Consider the following 24,897-nt stretch of genomic DNA (forward strand, 5'->3'; position numbering starts at 1 on the left):
GTGACCATGCAGTCCGAGATCGCCGCAATCTGCCAGGCCCGCCACGGCGATCCCTTCTCGATCCTGGGGCCACACCATGGCCCCCACGCTCGCACTTGCGTGCGGGCCTTTCTACCCACCGCGACATCCGTGGCGGTGGTGGATGGCCATGGCAAGGAATTGGCCAGCCTGGACAAGCTGGCCCCCGGGTTCTTTGCAGGCGAAGTGCCCATCGCCATCACAGATCCGTACCGCCTGCGCGTGCGCTGGTCTGGGCAGGTGTACGACATCATTGAGGACCCATACCGCTTTCCGATGGTGCTCTCCGACATGGACGTCTGGCTCCTTGCCGAAGGCACGCACCTGCGGCCTTTCGAGGTGATGGGCGCGCATCCCCGCACTCTGCTTGATGTGACCGGCACTACCTTTGCCGTGTGGGCGCCAAATGCCCTGCGCGTGAGCGTGGTCGGCGACTTCAACCACTGGGACGGACGCCGCCATCCCATGCGGCTGCGCCAGGAATGCGGAATCTGGGAACTGTTCCTGCCCGGCGTCCACCCCGGGGCTGTCTACAAGTACGAGATCCTTGCGCACGACGGCCACGCGGGCAGCAGCATCCTCCCTCTGCGCTCCGACCCCTACGCGCTGCAATGCGAGCTGCGCCCGGCAACAGCCAGCGTGGTGCGCGCCTTGCCCCCCCCGGTGCGCGTTCCCCCTCAGCGCAAACAGGCGAATGCTCTGGATGCGCCGATCAGCATCTACGAAGTGCATTTGGGTTCGTGGAAGCGCGTCGTAGAGGACGGCAACCGCTGCATGGACTGGGACGAGATCGCGCAGTCGCTCATCGCCTACGTGCAGGACATGGGCTTCACGCACATCGAACTGTTGCCGGTCAGCGAACACCCCTACGACGGGTCGTGGGGCTACCAGCCGCTGGGGCTGTACGCGCCGACTGCACGCTTCGGAGACCCCGACGGGCTGGCGCGTCTAGTGCAACGCTGCCACGCACAGGGCATCGGCGTGCTGCTGGATTGGGTTCCCGCGCACTTTCCGGGGGACGCCCATGGCTTGGCGTACTTCGACGGAACGCACCTGTACGAATACGCCGACCCGCGCGAAGGCTTCCACAACGACTGGAAAACCTACATCTACAACCTGGGCCGCACGGAAGTGCGCAACCACCTGCTGGGCAACGCGCTCTACTGGCTGGAGCGCTTTGGCGTGGACGGGCTGCGTGTCGATGCCGTTGCGTCGATGCTCTACCGCGACTACAGCCGCAAGCCGGGGGAATGGATTCCCAACGTCTATGGCGGACGGGAAAACCTGGAATCCATCTCGTTCTTGCGCCGCATGAATGAGATCGTCTGCGCGGAATGCCCCCATGCAATGACCGTCGCCGAAGAATCGACCGCGTACCCCGGCGTTTCCCGCCCCACGTACACCGGCGGGCTGGGGTTCCACTACAAGTGGAATATGGGTTGGATGCACGACACCCTCTCGTACATGGCCCGCGACCCCGTGCACCGCAAATACCACCAAGAGGAGCTGACGTTCGGCCTGGTCTACGCCTTCCACGAAAACTTCGTCCTGCCTATCTCGCACGACGAAGTCGTCCATGGCAAAGGCTCGCTGCTGCGCAAGATGCCGGGCGACCGCTGGCAGCAATTCGCCAATCTGCGCGTCTTTCTGGGGTACATGTACGCCCACCCTGGCAAAAAGCTGCTCTTCATGGGCTGCGAGTTCGGGCAGGATCGCGAGTGGAACTACGAACACAGCCTGGACTGGCACCTGCTCGACGACCCCGCCCATGCGGGAATCCAACAGCTCGTTCGCGAGCTCAACGCTCTCTACCGCAATACCCCGGCGTTGTACCAGCAAGACTTCGTTCCCGACGGCTTCCATTGGATCGATCACGGCGACGCCGAGCACAGCGTGCTTGCTTTCGCGCGGCGCGGCGTGGGGGATCGTTCGCTGGTCGTCGTGGTATGCAATTTCACCCCAGTCGTGTGGACGGGGTACCGGCTGGGCGTGCCCAGACCGGGCGGCTATGCGGAGCGGCTCGACACCGACGCCGAGCGCTTTGGCGGCAGTGGCGTGCATGCCTTTGCGGACGGTCTGGGCACCGTGGAGGCCACTGCGGAACCCTGGCAGAACCAACCGCATTCCGTGGTATTGACCCTGCCCCCGCTGGCTGCCGTGTTTCTGGAGTGGATGGGCTAACGGCCATGACATTGCGCAGACGCCCCGAATCATGACAGTCATGGCCGTTTCCCTCACCCCCCTCCCCTCTCCCGCCTGCGGGCGAAGGGAGCTTCGAGAAGCCGCTTCGCGACTTGCACGGTAAATGCTGTACAGCATGCAATACGGCAGGCCATGGCCGCTGGGCGCGACCTACGACGGCCAGGGCGTCAACTTTGCCGTGTTCTCCGCCAACGCCTTGGCCATCGACGTCTGCATCTTCGACGAGCTGGGCAGCCGGGAAACCGCACGCATACGTCTGCCTGCGTGTACCAACGACGTCTGGCACGGCTATCTGCCCCATGCCAAGCCTGGACTGGTCTATGGCCTGCGCGCCTATGGCCCATGGCGGCCCGACCGTGGGCTGCGCTTCGATGCCTCCAAGCTGCTGCTCGACCCCTACGCACGCGACATCATCGGTGACTTCATCTGGGGCGACGAGCATTTCACCCCAGAGGCCTCGTACCCTGGTCATGCCAAAACGCGCGATAACGCCACCATCGCACTCAAGGCGCGGGTGGTGCATGACACCTTCGACTGGAAGAACGACCGCCCCCCGCGACTCAGCCCGGCGGATACGTTGCTCTACGAATGCCATGTGCGGGGCTTCTCCAAGCTCCAGCCCCTGCTGCCACCCGAGCTGCGCGGCACCTTCGCCGGGTTGGGGCACCAGACGTCGATCGACTATTTCCGTCGGTTGGGCGTGACGGCCATCAGCCTGATGCCCGTGCATTACTGTCTCAGCGAAGAGCGCCTCGTCAACATGGGGCTGAGCAACTACTGGGGCTACAACACCATCGGGTTCTTCTGCCCAAACCCGCGCCTATGTAGCGGATTCGGGGGGTTGTCCCCCAATGACGAGTTCCGCACGATGGTGCAGAACCTGCACGCCGCACGTATCGAGGTCATCCTCGACGTCGTCTACAACCACACCTCCGAGGCCGGGGACGCCGGCCCCACGCTGAGCTTTCGCGGGCTGGACAACCCCAGCTACTACCGCCTGGTTCCCCGCCAGCCCTCGCAATACGAAAACTACAGCGGTTGCGGCAACACGCTCAACATCCAGCACCCCTACACGCTGCGGCTTGTCTTGGACAGCCTGCGCTACTGGGTCACGACGATGCACGTCGATGGCTTCCGCTTTGACCTGGCCCCCGTGCTGGGCCGCGACGACAACGGTTTCACGCCGAATCATGCGTTTTTCATGGCCATCGCGCAGGATCCCGTGCTCTGCCACGTCAAGATGATCGCGGAACCCTGGGACATCGGCCCCAACGGCTACCAGGTGGGCAACTTTCCCAAAAGCTGGCACGAGTGGAACGACCAGTTTCGCGACAGCATGCGCAGGTACTGGGTGCAGAGCGCCTCGCGCTTTCCCGTTGCATCGGGCCACCGGGGGGAGTTCGCGATGCGGCTCTGCGCTTCCTCCGACCTGTACCAACGCCACCGCCGCTCGCCTTCCCATTCGATCAACTATGTGGTCTCGCATGATGGGTTCACGCTGCACGACCTCGTCACCTACGACCAGCGGCATAACCACGCGAATGGGGAAGACAACCGCGACGGCCACGGCAACAACCTAAGCTGCAACTGCGGCGTCGAAGGCCCTACGGACGACCCCGCCGTCAACCGCCTGCGCCAGCGACTGCAACGCAGCCTGCTTGCCACGATGTTGCTGGCCCAGGGTACCCCCATGCTTTGCGCTGGCGACGAGGTGGGCCATACCCAAAACGGCAACAACAACCCCTATTGCCAAGACAACACGACCACGTGGATCGACTGGTTCGCGATGGATCACGACCTGCTCGCATTCACCCAGCGCGTGATCGCACTGCGGCACCAGTTGCAACCTTTTGCCAACGCCTGGTACAGCGGTACCTCGGATGCCAATGGCATTCCCGACGTGGCATGGATGAATGCCAATGGCACCCCCTTGCACCACGAAGACTGGCACCGCCATGACATGCTGGCCCTTGCCTGCCTGATTCGCAGCCCAGGGCGCAGCATCCACCCTGTGTTGTTTCTCTTCAATCCGACTACTGGCCCCATCTTCTTCGAACTACCCCGAGGACATTGGCGGTGCGTCCTCGACACCAGTCACCCCCAGGGAACGACCACGCTGCCCGGCCCCACGGACCAGCCCATCACGGTCGAAGCCCATAGCCTGATGCTCCTGCAACAGCAGCCCCAGCGGGGGTGAGGAGTCCATACCCGTTGTGGGAGCGACGGAAGGGAACCAGCGCCATGCAATCCACGCTATTTGCCGCCAACACCTGGCTGGTCAATGCCCTGCTCGACGACAGCTACCTGACCGCCAAGAGCCTGGAACTGGCCGAGCGACCCATCCCCTACGGTCTCGAATCCTGGCTCGCCGCGCACTTCGACGCGCACACCTTAAGCCAGCGCAATGAGGCGCAGCTCGAAGAGTGTTTCATCGGCCCTCTTCTTGCCCAACTGGGCTGGGTCGGCATCGTCCAGCAAATCCTCACCGTCCAAGGCAAGGTCGCCAAGCCGGACTGGTGTCTGCTGCGCGATCCTGGGCAGGACGGCGCTTTCCTTGCCAGCAAAGACCCCTCGCTCATCGCCGCCATCTGCGAATCCAAGGCATGGGGCATCCCCCTCGATACCGGCAAGGCCGACCGTACCTACAACCCTCACCACCAGTTGCAGGACTACCTCAGCACCCTGCGCGTCCGCTTCGGTTTTCTCACCAACGGCCGCTTCTGGCGCGTCTACGACACCGACCGCATCACCGCTCGCAAAACCTTCCTCGAATTCGACCTCCAGGCACTCTGCGCACTGACCGACCCCGCAGAAAAATCCCGCGCACTCGCTCTTTTCGCGTTCTTCTTTGGCCGCGATACCTACGCCCCTCCCCGCGCCACAGGCGCCTCCACCGCCATCGAAGCGGCCATCGCCGAATCCGCCCGCGTCGCCCTCGAAGTCGAAGAAAACCTCAAAGCCGTCATCTACGGCTACGACGGCGAAGACTCTCTCTTCGAAATCCTCGGCCGCGCCATCGCCCGCGCCAACCCCGATGCCGATTTGGCCAGCGTCTACCAAAACAGCGTCGTGCTCCTCTTCCGGCTTCTGTTCATCGTCTACTTCGAGGACAAAAACCGCGAACTCCTTGCGCTGCACCCCTTCTACCAGCGCTACAGCCTCGCAAACCTCTTTCGGAGCCTGGCCAATCTGGACGGAATCCGTAACGCCCAGCATGATGGCCTCTATACCCTCAAGCTGCTTTTTTGCATGCTCGACACAGGCGCGCCGGACATTGATGTCCCCCTCTTCAACGGCGGGTTGTTCCATGCGCAGCGTGCGCCTTTGTTGCTCCAGCCCAAAATCCTCGACAACGCCACGCTGCGCGCCGTCCTCGAAAAGCTCTTCTTCCGCACCCACCAGGGCAACACCCTTTTCGATACGCGCCGCGACTTCCGTCACATGAGCGTCACACACCTCGGGCGCATCTACGAAGGACTGCTCGAATTCCGCTTCGCCAGAGCGGATCAGGACGCCGTCTACCTCGAATACGAAACCTCCGCCACACGCGGCCAATCCATCGAAGCCTATTTCGATGCCTACGACGCCGCCTGCCTCCGCAAGGAAAAAGGCTTCCGCGCTCTGCGCGAAATCCACATCGCCCAAGGCGAGGTCTACCTCAAAAGCGCCAACAACTCCCGCAAGGCCTCCGCCAGTTTCTACACCCCGACCGCGCTGTCACAACCCCTCGTCCAAGCCGCCATCGACCAGGCCCGGAACCTCGGCAAACCGTTGATCAACTTGCGCATTCTGGACAACGCCTGCGGCAGCGGCCACTTCCTCGTCGAAGCGCTCGGCTACCTGACCGACCTGGCCATGGAACAGCTCGATACCGATGCCGACTTGCAGCAGCTCGTCGCCGAAGAACGTTCCAAGATCGCCGGGCAACTGGCTTTGCTGAACCTCGACTACGTCCCTGACGATGCCAAGATTCTGAAACGCGCTCTGCTCAAACGCTGCATCTTTGGCGTGGACTTGAATCCCTTTGCCATCGAGCTAGCGCGGCTGAGCTTGTGGATGGACACCTTCCTCTTCGGCACGCCGCTGTCTTTCATCGAACACCATATCCAGCATGGCAACGCCCTGCTCGGCGCCAGCGTGCAGGAGTTCCTCGACTTCCATGCCACCGCGCTGCGGCAGGACGATCTCTTCGTCGGCACGCTCGGCGCTCGCTTCGACGAGCTGCGCTCCGTCATGCAGGAGCTGGACGCCCTGCACGATACGACGGCATCCGAGGTCGAACATTCCAAGCATCTCTGGAACGCCCGCATCGCCCCGAGGCTAGCCCTGCTCTCCCGTGCGCTGAGCTTCGTCTGCACGCGCCGGGTTCTGCTTGCCGAAGGCCGCACTGCGGACTGCGAGGCCCTCGACAAAACCCCAGACCTGCTGACAAAGTTGTTCGACGAACGCGGCAACCCGCTGCTCGACCAGATCGACGACATGACGCGGCGGTTCCACTTCTTCCACTATGAAGTCGCATTCCCCGAAGCCTTCGCGGGGTCCGTCAAAGCGGGGACGAACACAGGCTTCGACATCATCGTCGGCAACCCGCCCTGGGACAAAACCAAGTTCGCCGATTCCGACTGCTTCCCCCAGTACCACAGCAACTACCGCAGCCTTTCCAAGGCGCAGAAAGACGCCGTTCGCAAGCGCCTGCTCGCATTCCCCCACATCGCCGCCGAATACCGCGATGCGCAGCGCCAGATGGAAGTCCACAACGAGTACTACAAGGCCGCCTTCCCCCTCAACAAAGGCCCCGGCGACGGCAACCTCTTCCGCCTGTTCGTCGAACGCAACCTCGCCCTGCTCAACCAGGGCGGCAGCCTGAGTTACGTGCTGCCCAGCGCGCTGATGTTCGAGGAAGGATCGACGATCCTGCGCAAACACCTTTTCACGCACTGCCAGGTTCCGTTCTTCTACAGCTTTGAGAACCGTAAAGCCATCTTTCTGGACGTGCATCGCAGTTACAAATTCGCCATGGTGCAGGTGATTAACACACCGCCCGTTGCAGCCAGCGCCGACTACACGCCCATCATCGATACGGCGTTCTACATGCTGGACCCCGACGACCTGCACCGACCCCAGACCCACATTCCCTACCCCCTGGCCACCATCCAAGCCCTTTCCCCAGAACAATGGGCGTTGATGGAGCTGCACGATGCAGCCGATCTGCCCTTGCTTCGCAAGTGCTATGGCGCTTTCCCGGCGCTGTCCGCTGATTGGTTGGACTTCCGCCGCGAGCTGGATATGACGCAGGACCGGGATTTGTTCATCGAGCAGGAAGCGCCCGACCTGCTGCCGTTGTTCGAGGGCAAGATGATCTGGCAATTCAGCCATCTCCATGCCAAGCCCCGGTACTGGCTCGATCCCTCTGCGCTCGACGAACGGCTGCGAAGCAAGGAATTGCATCGCATGGCGCAGGACTTGGGCCTGACAGGCAACAAAGTCGCCCAGTACGCAACGTCGGTGCGGTTTGACCGGGAATTCGTGCGGCTGGCGTTGCGCGCCATCGCCAGCGATACCAATGAGCGGACCCTGATCGGTACCCTGCTACCCAAACACTGTGGCGTGGGCAACTCCCTCAACTACTGCATCTGCAAAACCTATGCACAAATCCCACAGGGGGGCGTGACCGCCATCGGCACCTCACCCCTGCGATTGCTGTTTGCTTTGGCGTGGTTCAACAGCTTGATCGTGGACTGGATTGCACGCCAGATGATCCAAATCAACGTCAACCAAACCTACCTCTACCGCCTGCCCATCCCTCAGCCCAGCGATGAAGCCATCCGCGCCAACCCCGACTACGCCCAGCTCGCCCGCAACGCCATGCTATTGACCTTGGCCTCCAGTTGGGACGACTTCGCCGACCTCGCGCCACTCTGCGCAGTGCAAAAAACTGATGTCCCCACCACCGCCAAAGCCCGCGACAAGCTCCGCGCCCACAACGACCAAATCACCGCACGCCTCTACGGCATCACCCCCGAAGAATTCCGCCATATCCTGCGCAGCTTCCCCGGCATGGCCACCAAACGGCCCGAATACCTGACATTGCTGCGCTGAGCCAGCCCCCATCGGCCAGCCACCACCAGACACCATCGCAGCTTGGCGTCGCACCTACTACATGCTCCAAGCGCATAAAGCCTTCACAACACAGCAGCGCGCTACCAACGCACAAAAGCATATTGCGCACTACCATTGTGCGCAATGCAAAATCACATTCTTCTTTTTGACCATAGCCTACAAGGATTCACCATGCAACCATTTCTGATCGCTTCGATTTTCTTGATATTGGTTAGCAATGTTTCGGCCCAATCTGCAGAGCAACGCAGCACATTGAGCGACCAAAAAGAAGTGTCCGTCACCATTTACAACGAAAACCTCGCGCTCGTCAAAGACCAACGCACGGTCCATCTGCCCCATGGATCATCCACGCTCGCTTTTCGGGATATCAGCGCAAAAATGCGGGCGGAAACTGCCTTGTTGCGTAGCGTGAGCGCACCCGGAAGTTTGTCTGTGCTGGAACAGAACTTTGATTTCGATTTGTTGACGCCACAGAAATTGCTGGAGAAATACGTTGGGCATACCGTACAAATCATCCGCAACGCGCCTGCAGGGCAAGAAACCACCGAATCCGCGCAGGTGCTTGCCGCCAACCAGGGCGTAGTGCTGAAAATCGGCGACCGTATTGAAACGGGTATTCCCGGTCGCATCGTGTATGGCAACGTTCCGGCCAATTTGCGAGACCGCCCCACGCTGGTCATGTTGCTGGACAACACAGGTGCTCCAGAACAAAATGTCGAATTGAGTTACCTGACCGGTGGATTAGCCTGGCAAGCCGACTATGTTCTCGAACTACATGCCAACGAGGACCAATTCGACATTTCTGGATGGGTCACGCTCACCAACACCAGTGGCGCAACGTACAACAATGCGCGACTGCAATTGGTAGCCGGCGATGTGCATCAAGTTCACCCACAGCGCAGAGGCAGAGCGCAGATGGATGCCATGCTTGCCCCCGCAGTGACTGCAGCCAGCAAAGAGATGACGGAAGAAAGCCTGTTCGAATACCACCTGTATACGCTCGACCGGCCCACCACGATTGCCGAAAACCAGACCAAACAGGTGGCGTTGCTTTCCGCCGCCGGGGTGCCGGTACGCAAAGAATATTTATTGCGTGGCAATGACTATTACTACCAAAGCAGCTACGGCAATATCGGCCAGAAAATCAAAATTGGCGTATTTCTGGAATTTGAAAATAAGGAAAGCGAAAAACTCGGAATGCCTTTACCCAAAGGCGTGGTTCGCGTATACAAAAAAGACCGTTCCGGCAACGGGCAATTCATTGGCGAAGACACGATGGACCACACGCCCAAAAACGAAAAAGTACGCCTGAAACTGGGCGACGCTTTCGACGTGACTGCCGACAAAAAGCAAACCGATTTCCAAAAACTGAGCGCCAGCGGAAAGTACAACTACCGGTTCGAAAGCGCCTACCAAGTGGTATTGCGCAATGCCAAATCGGAGGCCGTCACCGTGACCGTCCAGGAACCGATGCCCGGAGACTGGCAAATCCTGAGCGAAAGTCACCCGCACAGCAAAGACGCCAGCCACACCGCAGTGTGGAAGGTCCGCGTTCCACCGCAAGGGAGCAGTACGTTGGAATACCGGTGTTTGGTGCGGTATTGATGGTGGGAACAATCAAACCATCAAGGCAAACCCCCATTCCCTGCTCTTTCTCGTGGCACTACGCCGGTATATGCGTCTTGAGCCAATCCTTGAGCGCCTCATTCATGCGCGTCTGCCAGCCTGGCCCAGCAGCGCGAAAGGCGGCCAGAACCTCCCGGTCGAAGCGGATTGCCACTTGTTCCTTGCTGCCGCTGCCCGCTGGCCGACCCGCCCTGCGGCGAGTAACGACTTCGCGCAGGGCTGCCGTTGCATCGGGCGAATCCTCGTCTTCTTCGGGTTCAGCGTCCGCCTTCTGCTCGCGATGCAGCCGCGCCCAATCGGTCTGAGCCTCGCCACAGGCGCGGCGGGCGCGCATTTCTTCAGATGTCATCGCCGTTATTTTCGAGCCAGTCATGGTCGAGCCAGTCATGGTAAACCTCTCTTTCTGAACGGTTGGCCCGGCGAAAACTGATGATGCGCAAGCCTTCCGCACCGGGCAGGAACACCACAGTCAACACCGTGAGCACCTCGAACACATAAGCAAAGGACTGCACCCGTCGCTCGCCATTCCTTTCGCTGGGCAAATCCAGCCGGTAGTTGCTCGTCAGCACCAGATCAGCGTCAGAGAAATCGAGGCCGTGCTTTTCGAGATTGCCCTGCCGCTTGGCGTCATCCCAGAAGTAGCGCGTGTTCATCCAATAAGTGTAGATGCGTTAATCATCCTAGATTCCACCCAGATTGTTCATTCGGGTTTGCAGGGCAGGTGGATGCAGTGGCGAGGCAAACAGCACCGAAGGTGCGCCTCATGGACTATCTGGGTTCAATGCGGCAAATGGATCCGATCGAGCGGGCAGCGTCCGCTGACCGCCGTCAAGCGCAGCAGGCGTTCTCCCATGTCGTGGTGTACCCATTCCCACTGAAAGCGCCACGACCAGCAGTCCCCCGTCGTTCCCGGGGTGTTCATGCGGTGCGTGGTGTCGAGGCCCAGCACGTCCTGAAACTGGCAAATCGCCATGCGCGCTACCGATAGTGCCGCCGCACGCAGCATGGCCCAATGCACTTCCCGGTCTTCGACATCAAGGTAGAGGTTGGCCAATGTGCGCTCCCGGGCGCTGCACGCCTTCCACCATCCCTGCACCGTGTCGTTGTCGTGGGTGCCGATGTACACCACCGTGTTCGCCTCATAGTTGTGCGGCAGAAAGGGGTGATCCATATCCTCGGTGAAGGCGAACTGGAGCACGCGCATTCCGGGTAGCCCGATACGCTCGCGCAGCGCGGTCACTTCCGGCGTGATGATCCCCAAATCCTCGGCAATGATGGGTAGTTCCCCCAGTGCGCGGGTCAGTGCCTCGAATAGCTCCATCCCCGGCCCTGCACGCCAGCGTCCCGCAATCGCGGTCGGCTCGTCGGCGGGGATCTCCCAATAGTCGACGAAGCCGCGAAAGTGGTCAATGCGCACGGCATCCGCCAGCTCCAGTTGCCGCCGCACCCGCGCAACCCACCAGCGGTAGCCGTCCGCCTGCATCGCGCCCCAGTCGTACAAGGGGTTGCCCCAACGCTGGCCGGTCGCCGAGAAAAAATCCGGCGGCACCCCAGCCACCACGGTAGTGTGGCCTTTCTCGTCGAGCTGAAACAGGTCGGGCCGTGCCCAACAATCCGCGCTATGGTGCGCCACGAAGATGGGCATATCGCCCACGATCCGCACCCCCCGCGAATGGGCATAGCTTTTGAGCGCCTTCCATTGCACGTCGAACTGCCACTGCACGAAAGTCCAGAACGCAATCTCCGCCGCATGGTCTTCCCGCGCCTGCTGCAAGGCCTGTGGGTCACGCTGGACCAACTCCCTCGGCCACTCGGGCCACTGCGCGGGAAGCATGGCGTGATCGATCGCCATGAAGAGCACGTAGTCGTCCAACCAGTGCCGCTGCGTCTTGGCCCAACTGCGCATCGCTGCATGGTCTTCTTCCGTCGCCTTGCGCTCAAACCCCTCGAAAGCCTCCCGCAGCCGCGCCAACCTCCAGGGATTGACCAAGGAATACTGCACACGCTCGGCCGAGAACGTCGCATGCAGCGCGTGCCCGTCGATCCAGCCGCGAACGACCATCGGCTCGAATGCCACGAGCAGGGGATTCCCGGCAAAGGCGGACGTTCCCATGTAGGGCGAATCCCCACACCCCGCCGGGCCAACAGGCAGGGTCTGCCACAAGCTCTGCCCCGCAGCGTGGAGCCAATCGACGAAGTAGTAGCTGTTAGGGCCCAAATCGCCCGACCCGTGCGGCCCCGGCAGGGATGTAGGGTGCAGCAACACCCCCGAACAACGCTGGTGTTCAAAGAAATCCATCGCGAACCCCTTCCCGGTAACGATACGGGACACCACGCTCCACACCCGTGTCCATGATCACTCGCAAAGCTGCTGGTACAGCGCCTTGTATTTTTGGGCAGCAGTCTCCCAGCCCAGACGTTGCTGCATAGCGCACTCGCACACGCGCAGCCATTCGTACCTCCTGCCATACAGCGCAAACGACCGCAGAATGGCGCGGTCGAACGCCGGAATCGTGAACTCGTCGAAAACGAAACCGTTGGCCAAGCCATTCGCCAAGTCTTCGAGCGTGCAGTCGATGACGGTATCAGCCAGCCCCCCCACCCTGTGTACCAAGGGCAGGCTACCGTACTTCAAGCCGTACATTTGCGTCAACCCGCAAGGCTCGAACCGCGAAGGAACGAGCGTGACGTCGGTCGCAGCAAACACCCGGTGCGCGTAGGGTTCGTCGTAGCCGATGCATACGGAGACCGACTTCGGATGCGCCGCAGCGCGCTCGCGGAACACGGCTTCGAGCCAGGCATCCCCCGTGCCCAATACGACAAGCTGGCCACCACGGCCCAGGATCGTATCGAGCACGCTCAGCACCAGATACAACCCTTTTTGCTCTGTCAGTCGGCTGACGATGCCAAACAGCGGTGCCTCGTTCTGGACGGTCAGGCCCACGCGCCGCTGAAAGTCAGCCTTGCACAGCACCTTGTCGTATGGGGTGCGTGCGTCGTAGCAAAAAGGGATGTGCGGATCGATAGCAGGGTTCCAGACGGATTCATCGACCGCGTTAAGGATTCCCACCAGCGCACCGGAACGGGCACGCAAAAGCCCGTCGAGTCCGCACCCCTGCTCGGGGGTCTGAATTTCGCGTGCATAGGTCGGGCTGACCGTCGTGATGTAGTCCGAGTAGAACAACCCTGCCTTCATGAAAGACAGTTGCCCGTGGAACTCGACGCCGTTGACCCCGAATGCTTCGAGTGGAAGACCCAAATCAAAGAAGTAGCTGGGCGGAAACACCCCCTGGTACGCCAGGTTGTGGATCGTGAAGATACTGGCAACGCGCTGTACCTTCGGCGTCACGAACGCCATGTAAGCGCTGGTCAGGCCCGCATGCCAGTCGTGGCTATGGACCACCTGGGGCTGCCACAAAGGGTCCAGCCCATACGCAAGCTTGGTTGCCACCCAACCCAACAGGGCAAAGCGGCGATGGTTGTCGCCGTGGGGCTGGCGGTATTCGTCCTCGTAGGGCGTTCCCCGGCGCAAATACAACCCGGGAACGTCGATGACGTAGGCCATCAGATTGATGGTCGCCAAGCGACCATATCGCACGGCCACGCGCTCCCCCCAGGGGGCTTCGACATGCGCAAGCAGGACGGAATCCTGCAGATCCACCATCACGCCCACGAAGCCGGGCAGGACGGCGCGGACCTCGCACCCCGCGCTTTGCAGCGCAGCAGGAAGCGCCCCGGTGATGTCCGCCAATCCCCCCGTTTTGACGAGGGGATACAACTCCGCACTAACTTGCAAAACCCTCACGGCACCATCCCTACCGGCAGCACTGCCCTAGCCCACATGCCCACACTCCTGCCCACCTTCCTGCCCATAACCGGACCCATAACTTGGCCCATAACCTGGCCCACACTCTTGCCCCATTTCGGGCACACCAGGGCAACACGGGCATGGACATCGACGCAGCAGCCCTTCCCCAAGCTGCCAGCGCACGCAGCGATTCGATACCCATCAAGTGACCACGGTAGGGGCATCCATCCCCGTTCGTTCACGAAGTTGGCCTAGCGATTGGGCCAAGTCGATCCAATCCGCCAGGGCCTGCTGGGTAGGCTCGTTCTGGCGCAGCGGATCTGCCTCGTAGTGCTCAAAGTACACCCGCAGGGTCGCCCCCTGCGTTCCCGTACCCGACAGGCGGAACACGATCCGCGATCCGTCGTCGAAGATCCAGCGGATACCTTGCCCGGCAGCCCGCGATCCGTCCACGGGGTCGGTGTAAGCAAAGTTGTCCGCCTGGGTGAGAACACGCGGCCCGAACTGCTTTCCCTGCTGCGCAGCGCCTTGCTCTTCCAGCGCAACCATCAGGGCACGCGCAGCGTCGGTGGGGATGCCCTCGTAGTCGTGCCGAGAGTAGTAATTGCGCCCATACGTCTTCCAGTGCTCGCGCACCAGGGTCTCGACGGAAGAACCCGTTACCCCTTGCAGGCTGAGCCAGCACAACACGGCCCATAGCCCATCCTTTTCCCGGACGTGGCTGGAGCCTGCGCCGTAGCTTTCCTCGCCGCAGATCGTCACCTTGTCGGCATCAAGCAGATTGCCGAAGAATTTCCAGCCTGTAGGCGTTTCGTAGCAATCGATCCCCAGTGCCTTGGCCACCCGATCCACTGCGGTGGAGGTAGGCATCGACCGCGCCACCCCGCGCAACCCATCGTGGTACGCAGGAATGCAACGCGCCTGGGCGGTCAGCACGGCTAGGCTATCCGAAGGCGTGACGAGAAAGTTGCGCCCCAGAATCATGTTGCGGTCGGCATCGCCATCGAGCGCGGCGCCAAAGTCGGGCGCATTGGGGCCAGCCATGTGCGCGACAAGATCGGCGGCGTACACGGGGTTAGGGTCAGGGTGCAGCCCGCCGAAGTCTTCGAGCGGAACAGCGTTGACGACCGTGCCGTGCGGCGCTTCCAGTTCCCCTTCCAGAATGGCTTTGGCATAAATCCCCCCGACGGCGTTCATCGCGTCGAGCCGCATCGAAAATCCGTGCGCAAACATCCCGCGCAACATCCCGAAATCGAACAGAGACCGCATCAGCGCGGCGTAATCGGCGACGGAATCGATGACTTCGACACGCATCCGCTCCACCCAATGGATGCCGAGTTGATCGATCGGCACATCGGGTGCATCGCTGATCCGCACTTGCGTGATGGCTTGCGTCCGTACGTACACGGCTTCGGTGAGCGACTCGGGGGCAGGCCCCCCATTGCCAGCGTTGTACTTGATGCCAAAGTCGCCTTCCACCCCCCCAGGGTTGTGGCTGGCAGACAGGACGATCCCGCCAAAAACGTTGCGACTGCGAATCACCGCGCTCGCCGCAGGCGTGGACAACAATCCGTCCTGCCCCAACAGGATGCGCCCCAAACCGTTGGCTGCTGCAATCTTGAGGATGGTCTGGACAGCCACGCTGTTGTGGTACCGCCCATCCCCGCCCAAAACCAAGGTCTTGCCCAGGAGCGCCTGGCCCCCTGCAAGGGAGTCGTTGAGCACATCCAGCAACGCCTGCACGAAGTTTTCGAGGTACATCGGCTGCAAGAACACAGACGTCTTCTTGCGCAGCCCCGAGGTTCCCGGGCGCTGCCCGTCGAAAGGCTGTGTGGCGATGGACTGAATGGTCATGTTGGCGCTCTCCTCAAAGGCTTACTGCGCCGCCCCGATGCTCTTCCAGGGCACGGCGCTTCGGCATTGTGCCCCAAGCGAATGCACCGCCAAATGCCAGGAAATGGCGTGGATACTATGGGATAGGCGCCCAGCCTTTTCCCTCTTGCCTGTTCCCTCTTTCAAGGATTCCCCGTGTCCTTTGCCCAGGAAACCCGTCGCCGTCGGACTTTCGCCATCATTTCGCACCCGGACGCAGGCAAGACCACGCTGACGGAAAAACTCCTGCTGTTTTCCGGCGCGATTCAGATCGCCGGTAGCGTCAAGGCACGCAAGGCCACGCGCCATGCGACGAGCGACTGGATGGAGATCGAAAAACAGCGTGGCATTTCCGTAGCTTCGAGCGTGATGCAAATGGTGTACCGCGACCATGTCATCAACCTGCTCGACACCCCTGGGCACCGGGATTTTTCCGAAGACACCTACCGGGTGCTCACCGCCGTCGATTGCGCGCTGATGGTCATCGACGCAGCCAACGGGGTCGAGTCGCAAACGCGCAAGCTCATCGAAGTCTGCCGCCAGCGCAATACCCCGATCCTGACCTTCGTCAACAAGATGGATCGCGAGGTACGCGATCCCTTGGACCTGCTCGACGAGGTCGAGCGCGAACTGGGTATGCCCTGCGCACCGATGACGTGGCCGGTGGGCCAAGGCAAAACCTTCGGCGGGATCGTCGACCTGCACACGCAGACGATGACAGTCTTCGAACCGGGGTCGGATCGGCGTCCACAGGACTTTGCAACGCTGCCGCTGACCAATGCGGCCGCCCTGCACCAACGCTTTCCCTCCACCTGGCCCCATGCCGCAGAAAGCCTGGAGCTTGCGATGGGGGCCACCCCAGCCTTCGACCATGCGGAGTTCCTGGCTGCGCGCCAAACTCCGGTGTTTTTCGGCTCCGGGGTCAACAACTTCGGCGTGCGGGAAGTGCTCGACGCGCTCGTCGATCTCGCCCCCGCGCCGTGTCCCCGAACGGGGCTGTCGATCCCGGATCGGAAGCCCCTCGTCGTGCAGCCGGACGACGCAGCGTTCACCGGCGTGGTCTTCAAGGTGCAGGCAAACATGGATGCCAACCACCGTGACCGCATCGCCTTTGTTCGCGTCGTCAGCGGCCACTATGCGCCGGGGATGCGTCTCAAGGTGCTGCGAACAGGCAAGGAACTGCGCCCGACGAGCGTCGTCACCTTCATGAGCCAACGCCGCGAAGCCGTGCTCGAAGCCTACGCCGGCGACATCGTCGGCCTGACCACCCACGGGGGTGTGCAATTGGGAGACACGATCACCGACGGGTCGATCCAGTTGCTCTACACCGGCCTGCCTTTCTTCGCCCCAGAGCTATTCCGCACCGTCCTCCTCAAAAACCCTCTACGTACCAAACAGCTTCAGCAAGGTTTGGCACAGCTTGGCGAGGAAGGCGCGATTCAGGTCTTTCGCCCAGAGATCGGGGGCAACGCCCTGCTCGCAGCGGTAGGGCCACTGCAATTCGACGTGGTGCAACACCGCTTGCAGACCGAATACGACACCGCCGTGCAGCTCGAAGGCTGCCCGTACATGGGCGCAAGATGGATCACGGCAGATACCCCTGCGGAGTTGCGTGCGTTCACCGACGCCTACCCCCAGCGCATGGCACGCGATGCCTCCGACGCCCTGGCTTTTCTCTGCACCAGCCCGTACGACATCCGGCTTGCGCAGGAGCGCTTCCCCCACATCCACTTCCACCCGCTGCGCGAACACGCAGGGTTGTCGCTGCAAGCGGCAGCGGATTGATTGGTGAGAGATGGATTGGCGAGGGGCGAGGAACGGCGGGGGTGGATCCCGCGTCAATCGGTATGCGTCCACGTCGCCGCAGCCCGTTGCAAGCGATCCCGCACTCCCTCCCACTCTGGAGAGTCGGGAACGGTTTGCACCCAGATTTCTTCGACGCCTTCTGCGTCGTAGTTCCGCAGCACGGCAAAGAGTTGCCGTGCTGCTTCGGCGGCGACATCGGGCATCGTGCATTGGCGGATCGCCGTGGGGGCATCCTCCCATCGTGACCAGACTGCCACCCGTTGTGCAGCAGTCGGAGGCAGGGTATGCAGTGCATCACGCAAGGCCTGTTCCTCCAGCAACCGAACCCGCGCACGCGGCGCGTAGTGCGAGGCCAGGGTTCCCGGCGCCCGAACCGGTTGCTGCGCCTGTGTAGGGGCAGCCAAGGCGACTCCGCACGCTTCGTGCAGCGCCTGCCCGGTCAACACCCCAGGGCGCAACAGCACAGGCCGGTCGTGCGTGCAGTCGACGATCGTCGATTCGATCCCGACGGCGCAGGGGCCGCCGTCGAGCACGGGGAAAGCCTCCCCGAATTCCTCGGCCACATGCTGCGCCGTAGTCGGGCTGACCTTGCCGAAGCGGTTGGCACTGGGCGCGGCCAGCCCCCATACCTGCGATCCCCAACATGCACCGCCCGCAGCGGCATCGGCCAGCTTGGCCAGCAAGGCTTGCGCCACGGGGTGCGCGGGGCAACGCAAGGCAATCGTGCCATGCCCCCCCGACGCCGCCATCGCCATCCCCGTATTTCTGCGCAACACGACTGTCAACGGCCCGGGCCAGAACGCTTGCAGCAACGCCGTGCAATACGCCGGGACACCGTGCGCAAAGTGGCCCAACGCCTGCACGCCCGCCACATGGATGATGAGGGGATGGTCGGCAGGTCTGCCCTTGGCGGCAAAGATGCGTGCAACAGCAGCATCGTCGTGCGCATTCGCTGCCAAGCCGTATACCGTTTCCGTAGGCAACCCCACCAGCCCGCCACCGCGCAGATGGCGTGCGCATTGCTCAATGGCTTGTGGCGAATCCCCAGGCAGGATCATGCAAGGCGCTTGGAACCTCAAAACTCACGCAGCCCCAGCAGATGCACCGCATCCAGCGCGGTAGCGTTTGCCTGGTCTGCGGTGGGGGCGGTGAGCGTCAGATGCCCCATCTTCCTGCCGGGGCGCGGCTGCGGTTTGCCGTAGAGGTGCAGATGCGCCCCCGGCAACGCAAGCACCTTGTCCCACGGCGGCGAGCCGGTTTCTCCAGCTTCTGATGCCGCAGCGCCTGCTTGGGCACCCTGCGGGCTGGTGACACCCGGCCACAAATCGCCCAGCAGGTTGAGCATCACCGCAGCACTGTGCTGGCGCGGCTGCACCAACGGCAACCCGGCCAGGGTACGCACTTGCAGCGCGAACTGCGAGACATCGCAGGCATCGATCGTGTAGTGACCGCTGTTGTGGGGACGAGGCGCCATTTCGTTGGCAACGACAGCGCCCAGCAATGCGTGTTCCGGCGTGCCTGCCTGGAGGACGAAATACTCGACGCACAACACGCCGACATAGTTCATCTTTGTGGCGATGGTTTCCGTCAACGCGATTACTTGGTGGGCAATGGCAGCATCCATATTCCCGAAATACGCCCGCGTCACGGCCAGGATGCCCCCATCATGCACATTGCGCTGCGGCCAGTAATGCACACAGCATCCGTCACTGCCACGCGCCACGAGCACCGAGCACTCGAAGTCGAGCGGCAAGGCTTTTTCGAATACGCAGGGCACGCGGCCCAGGCTTTCCCAGGCCCGCGCAAGCTGCGAGGAATGCATCACGCGAACCTGGCCCTTGCCGTCGTAACCCAGTCGGGCGGTTTTGAGGATGCCGGGGAACAGCGCATCCTCAATGGCAGTGAGGTCATCCGTCGATTGCACGACCACGTAGGGTGCGACGGGAACACCGCACGCACACAACTGCGCTTTTTCCAGGATTCGATCCTGCGCAACGGCCACGGCCTGTGCGGCAGGTCGGACAGGCAACGATTGCCCCAGAGTCTCCATCGACGATGCCGGGACATTCTCGAACTCAGTCGTCACTGCGGCGCAGCGCTGCGCCATCTCGGTCAACCCTACGGTATCGGTGTAGCCGGTGCGAATGTGGTGGTGGGCAATCAACCCTGCCGGACTGGCGGGATCAGGATCAAGCACGGCGGTGGCGTAACCCATGGCTTGGGCAGCATGCACGAACATGCGACCGAGCTGCCCGCCGCCGAGCACACCAAGTACCGATCCAGGGAGGTGGCAGCGCATGTTCATGGTTGATCCGGCAGCACCGACGACCGTGCAGCGTGGGTTTGCTGTGCGCGAAAGTCTTCCAGCCGCGTGCGCAAGACGATGTCGTAATTGGCCAGCAACGCCACGGCAAATAGCGCGGCATTGACCGCGCCGGCCTCGCCGATCGCAAAGGTGGCCACCGGAATGCCCCGTGGCATCTGGACGATGCTGTGCAGCGAATCCACCCCATGCAGATGCCGCGAGGGTACCGGCACCCCCAGGACGGGCAAGGTCGTCTTGGCGGCAAGCATCCCCGGCAAGTGCGCCGCGCCGCCCGCACCGGCAATCAGTGCTTTCAGCCCCCGGGCCACGGCAGTTTGCGCATACTCGAACATATCGTCAGGCATTCGGTGCGCTGAGACGACCTTGGCCTCATGGGCCACACCGAATTGCTGGAGAATGGCGACCGCGTGCTGCATGGTGTCCCAGTCTGAGACTGACCCCATCAGCACTCCCACTTGCAAGGATTTCATCGCACCTCCGCTCCGTATTTGGAGCTTTCATTGTCGCTGTCTGTCATCCCATGTTCGACGTTACCCTAGACAATTTCGAGACCGAAGTCGCCGCAGCTTCCCTGGATACCCCGGTTTTGCTCGACTTTTACGCCGCCTGGTGTGGGCCGTGTCGCTCTCTAGGCCCCGTGCTGGAGCAGGTAGAAAAAGAGTACAACGGGCGCTTCCTCCTTGCCAAAGTCAATTCGGACGAGGAGCCACAGCTCTCGCAGGCCTTTGGGGTGCGCAGCATCCCAACTTGCATCCTGATGATCGGCGGCAGGCCCGTAGACGGCTTTGCCGGAGCACAGAGCGCCGCGCAGGTTCGCGCCTTTCTCGATAAGCACCTGCCCACCCCGGAGGCCCTCGCCGCCAGCGCGCAAACCGAGGAAGCAGACGCATTGCTCGAATCCGGAGACCACCACGCAGCCCTCGCCAGATTGGCCGAAGCGCTGGAGATGGATTCCACCAACGACGATCTCCGCTTTCGCTACGTGCGGTTGCTCATCGATGCCGGGGATCTCGACGGCGCGCAGTCTGCCCTGGCGCCCAAGTTGTCGGAGATTCCCCGCAAACTGGCTTTTGAGGCGCTGGCGCACTGGGTCGAAGCGATTCGCGCCACGCTGGAAGGCCCCTACCGCGACTGGAACGCGGAGCAGTTCGACGAGAAGATTCGCGCCAACCCCCGCGACTTCGACACCCGCTTTGCCAAAGCACGCTGGCTGATGCAGCGCCGCGAGTGGACGAAAGCAATGGACGAGTTGCTCGACATCGTCATGCGTGACAAGAAATGGGCCGACGAAGCCCCACGCAAAACCGTGGTCGCGATCCTCGAATTGCTCACGCCCCCCCCCGCCAAGGGCAATGCCCCGGTACCAGGCAAGACAGCCGGGGGCATCGAGGTGCTCTCCGGGCCTGCCAAACAGGAAGACCCCCAGGTTGCGTTGGTCTCCACCTACCGCCGCCGCCTCAGCATGGTGCTGAACTAACCGTTGCATCCGTTGCAGGAGCGACGGAAGTCGCGCGATATTGACGCTATTTTGCGGCGCAATTTTGCGGCGCTATTCAGGGCGCCGGGCCTCGCACATTCGGTGCCCTGGCTCAATTAGCCCCCATGCACGACTTCGATCGTGCCAAATTTTTCCGAATAGTCTTTGCCCAGGCCAGCCACGGCCAGCCCCACGCGGTGCGCCAGCATGCGAAAGCTCCGTGCTGTCGGGGTGTCTGCATCGGCAATGGCTATCGGCATGCCGGTATCCCCCTGGACACGCACATCCAGCGACAAAGGCAGGCTCCCGAGTAGCGTGGTGTTGCATTCCTCGGCCAGCTTGCGCCCGCCTTCCGCGCCAAACAACGCTTCGACGTGCCCACACTGGCTGCAAACGTGCGCAGCCATGTTTTCGACCACCCCCAGCACGGCCACGCCGACCTTTTCGAACATCCGTATCCCCTTGCGCGCATCGAGCAGCGCGACTTCTTGCGGCGTGGTGACGACGACGGTGCCCGTTACCGGGGCACGCTGCGCCAAGGTCAACGGCATGTCTCCCGTTCCAGGGGGCATATCGACGATTAGGTAATCCAAGTTGTCCCACCGCGTCTGGCGCAGTAGTTGCTCGAAGGCTCGCGCAGCCATCGGCCCGCGCCATACCATGGCCTCGTCACGCCCGGCAAGCAAGCCGATGGACATGCACTGCACCCCATGGCGTAACAGGGGTTCGAGAGTGTCGCCATCAACGCTGTGCGGGCGCTCGTCCAGCCCCATCATCGTGGGAACGCTGGGGCCGTACACGTCGGCATCGAGCAACCCTACGCGCGCGCCTTCCGCAGCCAGCGCAACGGCCAAATTGACGGCCACCGTGCTTTTGCCCACCCCACCCTTGGCGCAGGAGACCAGCAGGAGATTTTTGACGCCAGGCATCCGTTTGGCCCCACGCTGCACTGCGTGCGCCTGGATTTGGAGCTGGGGATGGATGTCGACCCGTCGTACCCCCTCGACCCGCTGCACGGCCTCGCGCAACGCAGTACACCAGCCTTCGAGCAGGCTGGCTGCGGGGTAGCCCAGTTCCAGATCAAGGGAAACATCGCCGTCATCGATGTGGAGATTGCGCACCGCAGCAAGGAAATCGCCCCCCGTGTACGGGTGGGCGACGCTGCGCAGCGCTGCGAGTACGGCTTCTTGGGGTATGGTCATGATTTGCTCCTTCTGGCGGAAATTATCCCCGTCGGGTTGTGCGGGCCTTTCTTTTCCTTTCCCAGCATGCATGCCATTCGTCGCTTTTCCGAGGCCTGGAAGGTCTATCTGGAACCTGCCGCCCTGCACATGCTGGCGCTGGGATTTTCCGCAGGACTGCCGCTGCTGCTGGTGCTGGGCACGCTGGGGTTCTGGCTGCGCGAAGCCGGCATCGACCGCACGACGATCGGCTACCTGAGCTGGGTCGGGCTGGCCTACGCCGCCAAGTGGGCATGGGCTCCGCTGGTCGATCGTCTTCCCATTCCGATCCTGACACGCTTGCTGGGGCGACGCAGAAGCTGGCTGCTGTGCTCGCAAGGGCTGATCGTCGCGGGGTTGTTCGCTATGTCTTGGAGCGACCCCCGCACCACTTTGCCCACCTTGGTATGGAGTGCGCTGCTCGTCGCGTTCGGCTCCGCAACGCAAGATGTCGTGATCGACGCCTTTCGCATCGAATCCGCAGACACCGACCGGCAGGCAGCGCTGGCCGCCACGTACCAGGCCGGGTACCGGCTGGCGATGATCTGGGCGGGAGCAGGGACCCTCTGGCTGGCAGCGTACTTCCAGGATGCCGCCACTGCCGGGTACCAGCACACCGCATGGCGATTGGCGTACCAGACGATGGCGCTGACGATGCTTATCGGCGTGGGTACCGTGCTCTGGTCACGCGAACCCTCGACGATTCCCCCGCCTCGCCGTGTCGGCCCCGCACGATGGCTGCGGGAGACGCTCATCGAACCCTTTGCCGACTTTCTGCACCGCCACCGCTGGCACGCGGCGCTCATCCTGGCTTTGATTGCGACGTACCGCATCAGCGACATCGTCCTGGGCATCATGGCCAATCCCTTTTACGTGGACATGGGGTTCGGCAAAAGCGAAGTGGCCACCGTCACCAAAGTCTATGGAACGGCCATGACCCTCGCCGGGGCCTTTCTGGGCGGCGTGCTCGTTCTGCGCTGGGGTATGTTCCCGGTATTGCTGCTCGGCGCAGCCTCCAGCGCGGCAAGCAATCTGCTGTTCGCCTGGCTGGCTGGGAAGGGGGCCGATGTGCATGGGCTAATCCTCGTCGTATCCGCAGACAACCTGGCCGGGGGGCTGGCTTCCGCAGCCTTCGTCGCCTACCTTTCCGGGCTGACTGCCGTGCAGTTTTGCGCGACGCAATATGCCCTGCTCAGCTCGATCATGCTGCTGTTGCCGAAGTTTGTGGCAGGGTACTCCGGCCACGTCGTCGATCTCTTCGGGTACCCCGTCTTTTTCGTCGGGACTGCGCTGCTCGGCGTGCCGGTGCTCGGGTTGCTGTGGCTGGCTGCGCGTGCGCAAGGCAAGCCTTAGAACCTATTTCAGTAGGGGCTGCGCCATGGCTTGCCTTATATTTTTCTTGCGAAAGCCGGTGTGGGTGCGAGCACGCTGCGGTACGCAAAAAGGCCTGCGACCCCGCCCGTGTGTACGAACACAATGTTTTCGCCCGCTTTCCATCGCCTTTGACGGATCAGGTCCAGCAGGCCCGCAAAGGCCTTGCCGGTATAGACCGGATCGAGCAGGATGCCTTCGAGCCGCGCCAGCATTTGCACGGCTTCGAGCATCCCGTCTGTGGGGATGCCATAGCCGCCGCCCACATAGTCTGCATCGACTTGGACCGCTGCGTCGGGAAAGTCGCCGCGAAGGCGCAGCAGCTCCCAGGTCTGGCGCGCGAGCTTGCGGACGTTCTCTTCCTGCTGTTCGCGGGCAGCGCGCACGCTGATTCCCAGCACGGGGATGTGGCTGTTCGACCCTTCCATGCCCACGACCAGCCCGGCTTGGGTTCCTGTGCTGCCCGTGGCATGCACCACGTGGTCGATGCGGAGTTGCTGTGCATTGGCTTGCGCGACGATTTCGTTCGCAGACACCACATAGCCCAGCGCCCCCACGGCGTTGGAGCCGCCACCGGGGATCAGGTAGGGGCGCTCGCCCGCCGCCCGCAAGCGCTCGCCCACGGAAACCAGCTCCTGATTCATATCGATGCCGCCAGGCCGGGTTTCGATCGTCGCGCCCAGGATTTGGTCCAACAACACGTTGCCGTTCTGGTAGTAGTCGCTGTGGGCATTGCTGACACGCTCTTCCAACAGCACCGTGGAGGGCAGCCCTACACGGTTGGCTGCTGCAATGGTTTGCGACACATGGTTGGATTGGGTGGCGCCCTGCGTAACGATATGGGTGGCGCCTTGCGCCAGCGCCTCACCGAGGAGGAATTCGAGTTTGCGGGATTTGTTGCCGCCCAAAGCCACTCCGACGGTGTCATCGCGTTTGATGTACAGGTTTGGCCCACCCAGATGGCGGGTCAGATTGGGCAGGAATTCCAGCGGTGTCGGTGTCCGGGTCAGACATACGCGGGGGAAAGCGCTGAGGTTCATAGGTTGCCGTT

The 24,897-nt window shown here is 62.2% G+C and carries 18 protein-coding genes; 8 read left to right on the forward strand and 10 right to left on the reverse strand.

Features of this window, described 5'->3' with window-relative positions:
- Positions 1–6: 6 nt before the first annotated feature.
- From glgB to CENROD_RS06545, 4 genes are all read left to right on the forward strand, one after another.
- Entirely contained in the window at positions 7–2,199 is a 2,193-nt protein-coding gene (glgB, locus tag CENROD_RS06530; RefSeq protein ID WP_022773060.1) for a 1,4-alpha-glucan branching protein GlgB, read from the forward strand.
- Positions 2,200–2,323: 124 nt separating this feature from the next.
- Positions 2,324–4,417, forward strand: coding sequence for a glycogen debranching protein GlgX (glgX, locus tag CENROD_RS06535; protein ID WP_041193345.1), 2,094 nt, complete (start codon positions 2,324–2,326; stop codon positions 4,415–4,417).
- 44 nt (positions 4,418–4,461) lie between these two features.
- On the forward strand, positions 4,462–8,319 hold the full coding sequence (locus tag CENROD_RS06540; protein ID WP_022773067.1) for an Eco57I restriction-modification methylase domain-containing protein: 3,858 nt from the start codon (positions 4,462–4,464) through the stop codon (positions 8,317–8,319).
- 192 nt (positions 8,320–8,511) lie between these two features.
- Entirely contained in the window at positions 8,512–9,945 is a 1,434-nt protein-coding gene (locus CENROD_RS06545) for a DUF4139 domain-containing protein (RefSeq protein WP_022773070.1), read from the forward strand.
- 58 nt (positions 9,946–10,003) lie between these two features.
- Here CENROD_RS06545 and CENROD_RS06550 read toward each other — a convergent pair whose 3' ends face one another.
- From CENROD_RS06550 to glgA, 4 genes are all read right to left on the reverse strand, one after another.
- Positions 10,004–10,339, reverse strand: a complete 336-nt coding sequence (locus CENROD_RS06550) for a BrnA antitoxin family protein (RefSeq protein WP_051360433.1) — start codon at positions 10,337–10,339, stop codon at positions 10,004–10,006.
- Complete coding sequence (locus tag CENROD_RS06555; protein ID WP_022773076.1) at positions 10,305–10,619, reverse strand: BrnT family toxin; 315 nt, start codon at positions 10,617–10,619, stop codon at positions 10,305–10,307. Before CENROD_RS06555 ends, CENROD_RS06550 begins: the two co-directional genes overlap by 35 nt.
- A gap of 125 nt (positions 10,620–10,744) precedes the next feature.
- Positions 10,745–12,265, reverse strand: a complete 1,521-nt coding sequence (malQ, locus tag CENROD_RS06560; protein WP_022773079.1) for a 4-alpha-glucanotransferase — start codon at positions 12,263–12,265, stop codon at positions 10,745–10,747.
- A 57-nt stretch (positions 12,266–12,322) separates the two neighbouring features.
- Complete coding sequence (gene glgA, locus CENROD_RS06565; protein WP_022773082.1) at positions 12,323–13,771, reverse strand: glycogen synthase GlgA; 1,449 nt, start codon at positions 13,769–13,771, stop codon at positions 12,323–12,325.
- Between the two features lie 83 nt (positions 13,772–13,854).
- On the opposite strand from glgA, the gene CENROD_RS14510 reads away from it, so the two are divergent.
- Positions 13,855–13,983 carry a hypothetical protein gene (locus CENROD_RS14510; protein ID WP_274518140.1) on the forward strand — a complete coding sequence of 43 codons (129 nt, stop codon included), beginning with the start codon at positions 13,855–13,857 and terminating at the stop codon, positions 13,981–13,983.
- Here CENROD_RS14510 and CENROD_RS06570 read toward each other — a convergent pair.
- Positions 13,976–15,628: an alpha-D-glucose phosphate-specific phosphoglucomutase gene (locus tag CENROD_RS06570; protein ID WP_022773085.1), complete on the reverse strand. Its 1,653-nt coding sequence runs from the start codon at positions 15,626–15,628 to the stop codon at positions 13,976–13,978. The genes CENROD_RS14510 and CENROD_RS06570 overlap by 8 nt on opposite strands.
- A 174-nt stretch (positions 15,629–15,802) precedes the next feature.
- Here CENROD_RS06570 and CENROD_RS06575 point away from each other — a divergent pair, with 174 nt between their 5' ends.
- Entirely contained in the window at positions 15,803–17,431 is a 1,629-nt protein-coding gene (locus tag CENROD_RS06575) for a peptide chain release factor 3 (RefSeq protein ID WP_022773088.1), read from the forward strand.
- 53 nt (positions 17,432–17,484) lie between these two features.
- On the opposite strand, the gene CENROD_RS06580 is transcribed toward CENROD_RS06575, so the two are convergent.
- From CENROD_RS06580 to purE, 3 genes are read right to left on the reverse strand one after another with little or no spacing between them, the layout of a single operon-like run.
- Positions 17,485–18,510: an L-threonylcarbamoyladenylate synthase gene (locus CENROD_RS06580; protein WP_022773091.1), complete on the reverse strand. Its 1,026-nt coding sequence runs from the start codon at positions 18,508–18,510 to the stop codon at positions 17,485–17,487.
- 17 nt (positions 18,511–18,527) lie between these two features.
- On the reverse strand, positions 18,528–19,757 hold the full coding sequence (locus tag CENROD_RS06585; protein WP_041193347.1) for a 5-(carboxyamino)imidazole ribonucleotide synthase: 1,230 nt from the start codon (positions 19,755–19,757) through the stop codon (positions 18,528–18,530).
- Positions 19,754–20,248, reverse strand: coding sequence for a 5-(carboxyamino)imidazole ribonucleotide mutase (purE, locus tag CENROD_RS06590; protein ID WP_022773097.1), 495 nt, complete (start codon positions 20,246–20,248; stop codon positions 19,754–19,756). The genes CENROD_RS06585 and purE overlap by 4 nt, the downstream gene beginning before the upstream one ends.
- Before the next feature lie 50 nt (positions 20,249–20,298).
- On the opposite strand from purE, the gene CENROD_RS06595 reads away from it, so the two are divergent.
- Positions 20,299–21,255, forward strand: a complete 957-nt coding sequence (locus CENROD_RS06595) for a tetratricopeptide repeat protein (RefSeq protein ID WP_022773100.1) — start codon at positions 20,299–20,301, stop codon at positions 21,253–21,255.
- Positions 21,256–21,371: 116 nt separating this feature from the next.
- Here the strand turns inward: CENROD_RS06595 and apbC are convergent, their stop codons facing one another.
- Positions 21,372–22,457 (reverse strand): iron-sulfur cluster carrier protein ApbC, encoded by a 1,086-nt coding sequence (gene apbC, locus CENROD_RS06600; RefSeq protein WP_022773103.1) that lies wholly within the window; start codon positions 22,455–22,457, stop codon positions 21,372–21,374.
- Positions 22,458–22,523: 66 nt separating this feature from the next.
- Between apbC and CENROD_RS06605 the strand changes: the two genes are divergently transcribed.
- A complete protein-coding gene (locus tag CENROD_RS06605) occupies positions 22,524–23,828 on the forward strand; it encodes an AmpG family muropeptide MFS transporter (RefSeq protein WP_051360327.1) in 1,305 nt (434 codons plus the stop codon).
- Between the two features lie 35 nt (positions 23,829–23,863).
- Here CENROD_RS06605 and cuyA read toward each other — a convergent pair whose 3' ends face one another.
- Positions 23,864–24,886 (reverse strand): D-cysteate sulfo-lyase, encoded by a 1,023-nt coding sequence (gene cuyA / locus CENROD_RS06610; RefSeq protein ID WP_022773109.1) that lies wholly within the window; start codon positions 24,884–24,886, stop codon positions 23,864–23,866.
- Between the last annotated feature and the right edge of the window lie 11 nt (positions 24,887–24,897).

It is taken from the genome of Candidatus Symbiobacter mobilis CR (assembly GCF_000477435.1).
Taxonomy (GTDB): Bacteria; Pseudomonadota; Gammaproteobacteria; order Burkholderiales; family Burkholderiaceae_C; genus Rhodoferax; species Rhodoferax mobilis.

Coding starts and splice junctions, on each gene's coding strand:
- cuyA (WP_022773109.1), bottom strand. CDS start 24,886: ATGAACCTCAGCGCTTTCCCCCGCGTATGTCTGACCCGGACACCGACA.
- CENROD_RS06550 (WP_051360433.1), bottom strand. CDS start 10,339: ATGACTGGCTCGAAAATAACGGCGATGACATCTGAAGAAATGCGCGCC.
- CENROD_RS06605 (WP_051360327.1), top strand. CDS start 22,524: ATGCATGCCATTCGTCGCTTTTCCGAGGCCTGGAAGGTCTATCTGGAA.
- CENROD_RS06545 (WP_022773070.1), top strand. CDS start 8,512: ATGCAACCATTTCTGATCGCTTCGATTTTCTTGATATTGGTTAGCAAT.
- CENROD_RS06570 (WP_022773085.1), bottom strand. CDS start 15,628: ATGACCATTCAGTCCATCGCCACACAGCCTTTCGACGGGCAGCGCCCG.
- glgB (WP_022773060.1), top strand. CDS start 7: ATGCAGTCCGAGATCGCCGCAATCTGCCAGGCCCGCCACGGCGATCCC.
- CENROD_RS06555 (WP_022773076.1), bottom strand. CDS start 10,619: ATGAACACGCGCTACTTCTGGGATGACGCCAAGCGGCAGGGCAATCTC.
- malQ (WP_022773079.1), bottom strand. CDS start 12,265: ATGGATTTCTTTGAACACCAGCGTTGTTCGGGGGTGTTGCTGCACCCT.
- apbC (WP_022773103.1), bottom strand. CDS start 22,457: ATGACCATACCCCAAGAAGCCGTACTCGCAGCGCTGCGCAGCGTCGCC.
- CENROD_RS06585 (WP_041193347.1), bottom strand. CDS start 19,757: ATGAACATGCGCTGCCACCTCCCTGGATCGGTACTTGGTGTGCTCGGC.
- CENROD_RS06580 (WP_022773091.1), bottom strand. CDS start 18,510: ATGATCCTGCCTGGGGATTCGCCACAAGCCATTGAGCAATGCGCACGC.
- CENROD_RS06595 (WP_022773100.1), top strand. CDS start 20,299: ATGTTCGACGTTACCCTAGACAATTTCGAGACCGAAGTCGCCGCAGCT.
- purE (WP_022773097.1), bottom strand. CDS start 20,248: ATGAAATCCTTGCAAGTGGGAGTGCTGATGGGGTCAGTCTCAGACTGG.
- CENROD_RS06540 (WP_022773067.1), top strand. CDS start 4,462: ATGCAATCCACGCTATTTGCCGCCAACACCTGGCTGGTCAATGCCCTG.
- glgX (WP_041193345.1), top strand. CDS start 2,324: ATGCTGTACAGCATGCAATACGGCAGGCCATGGCCGCTGGGCGCGACC.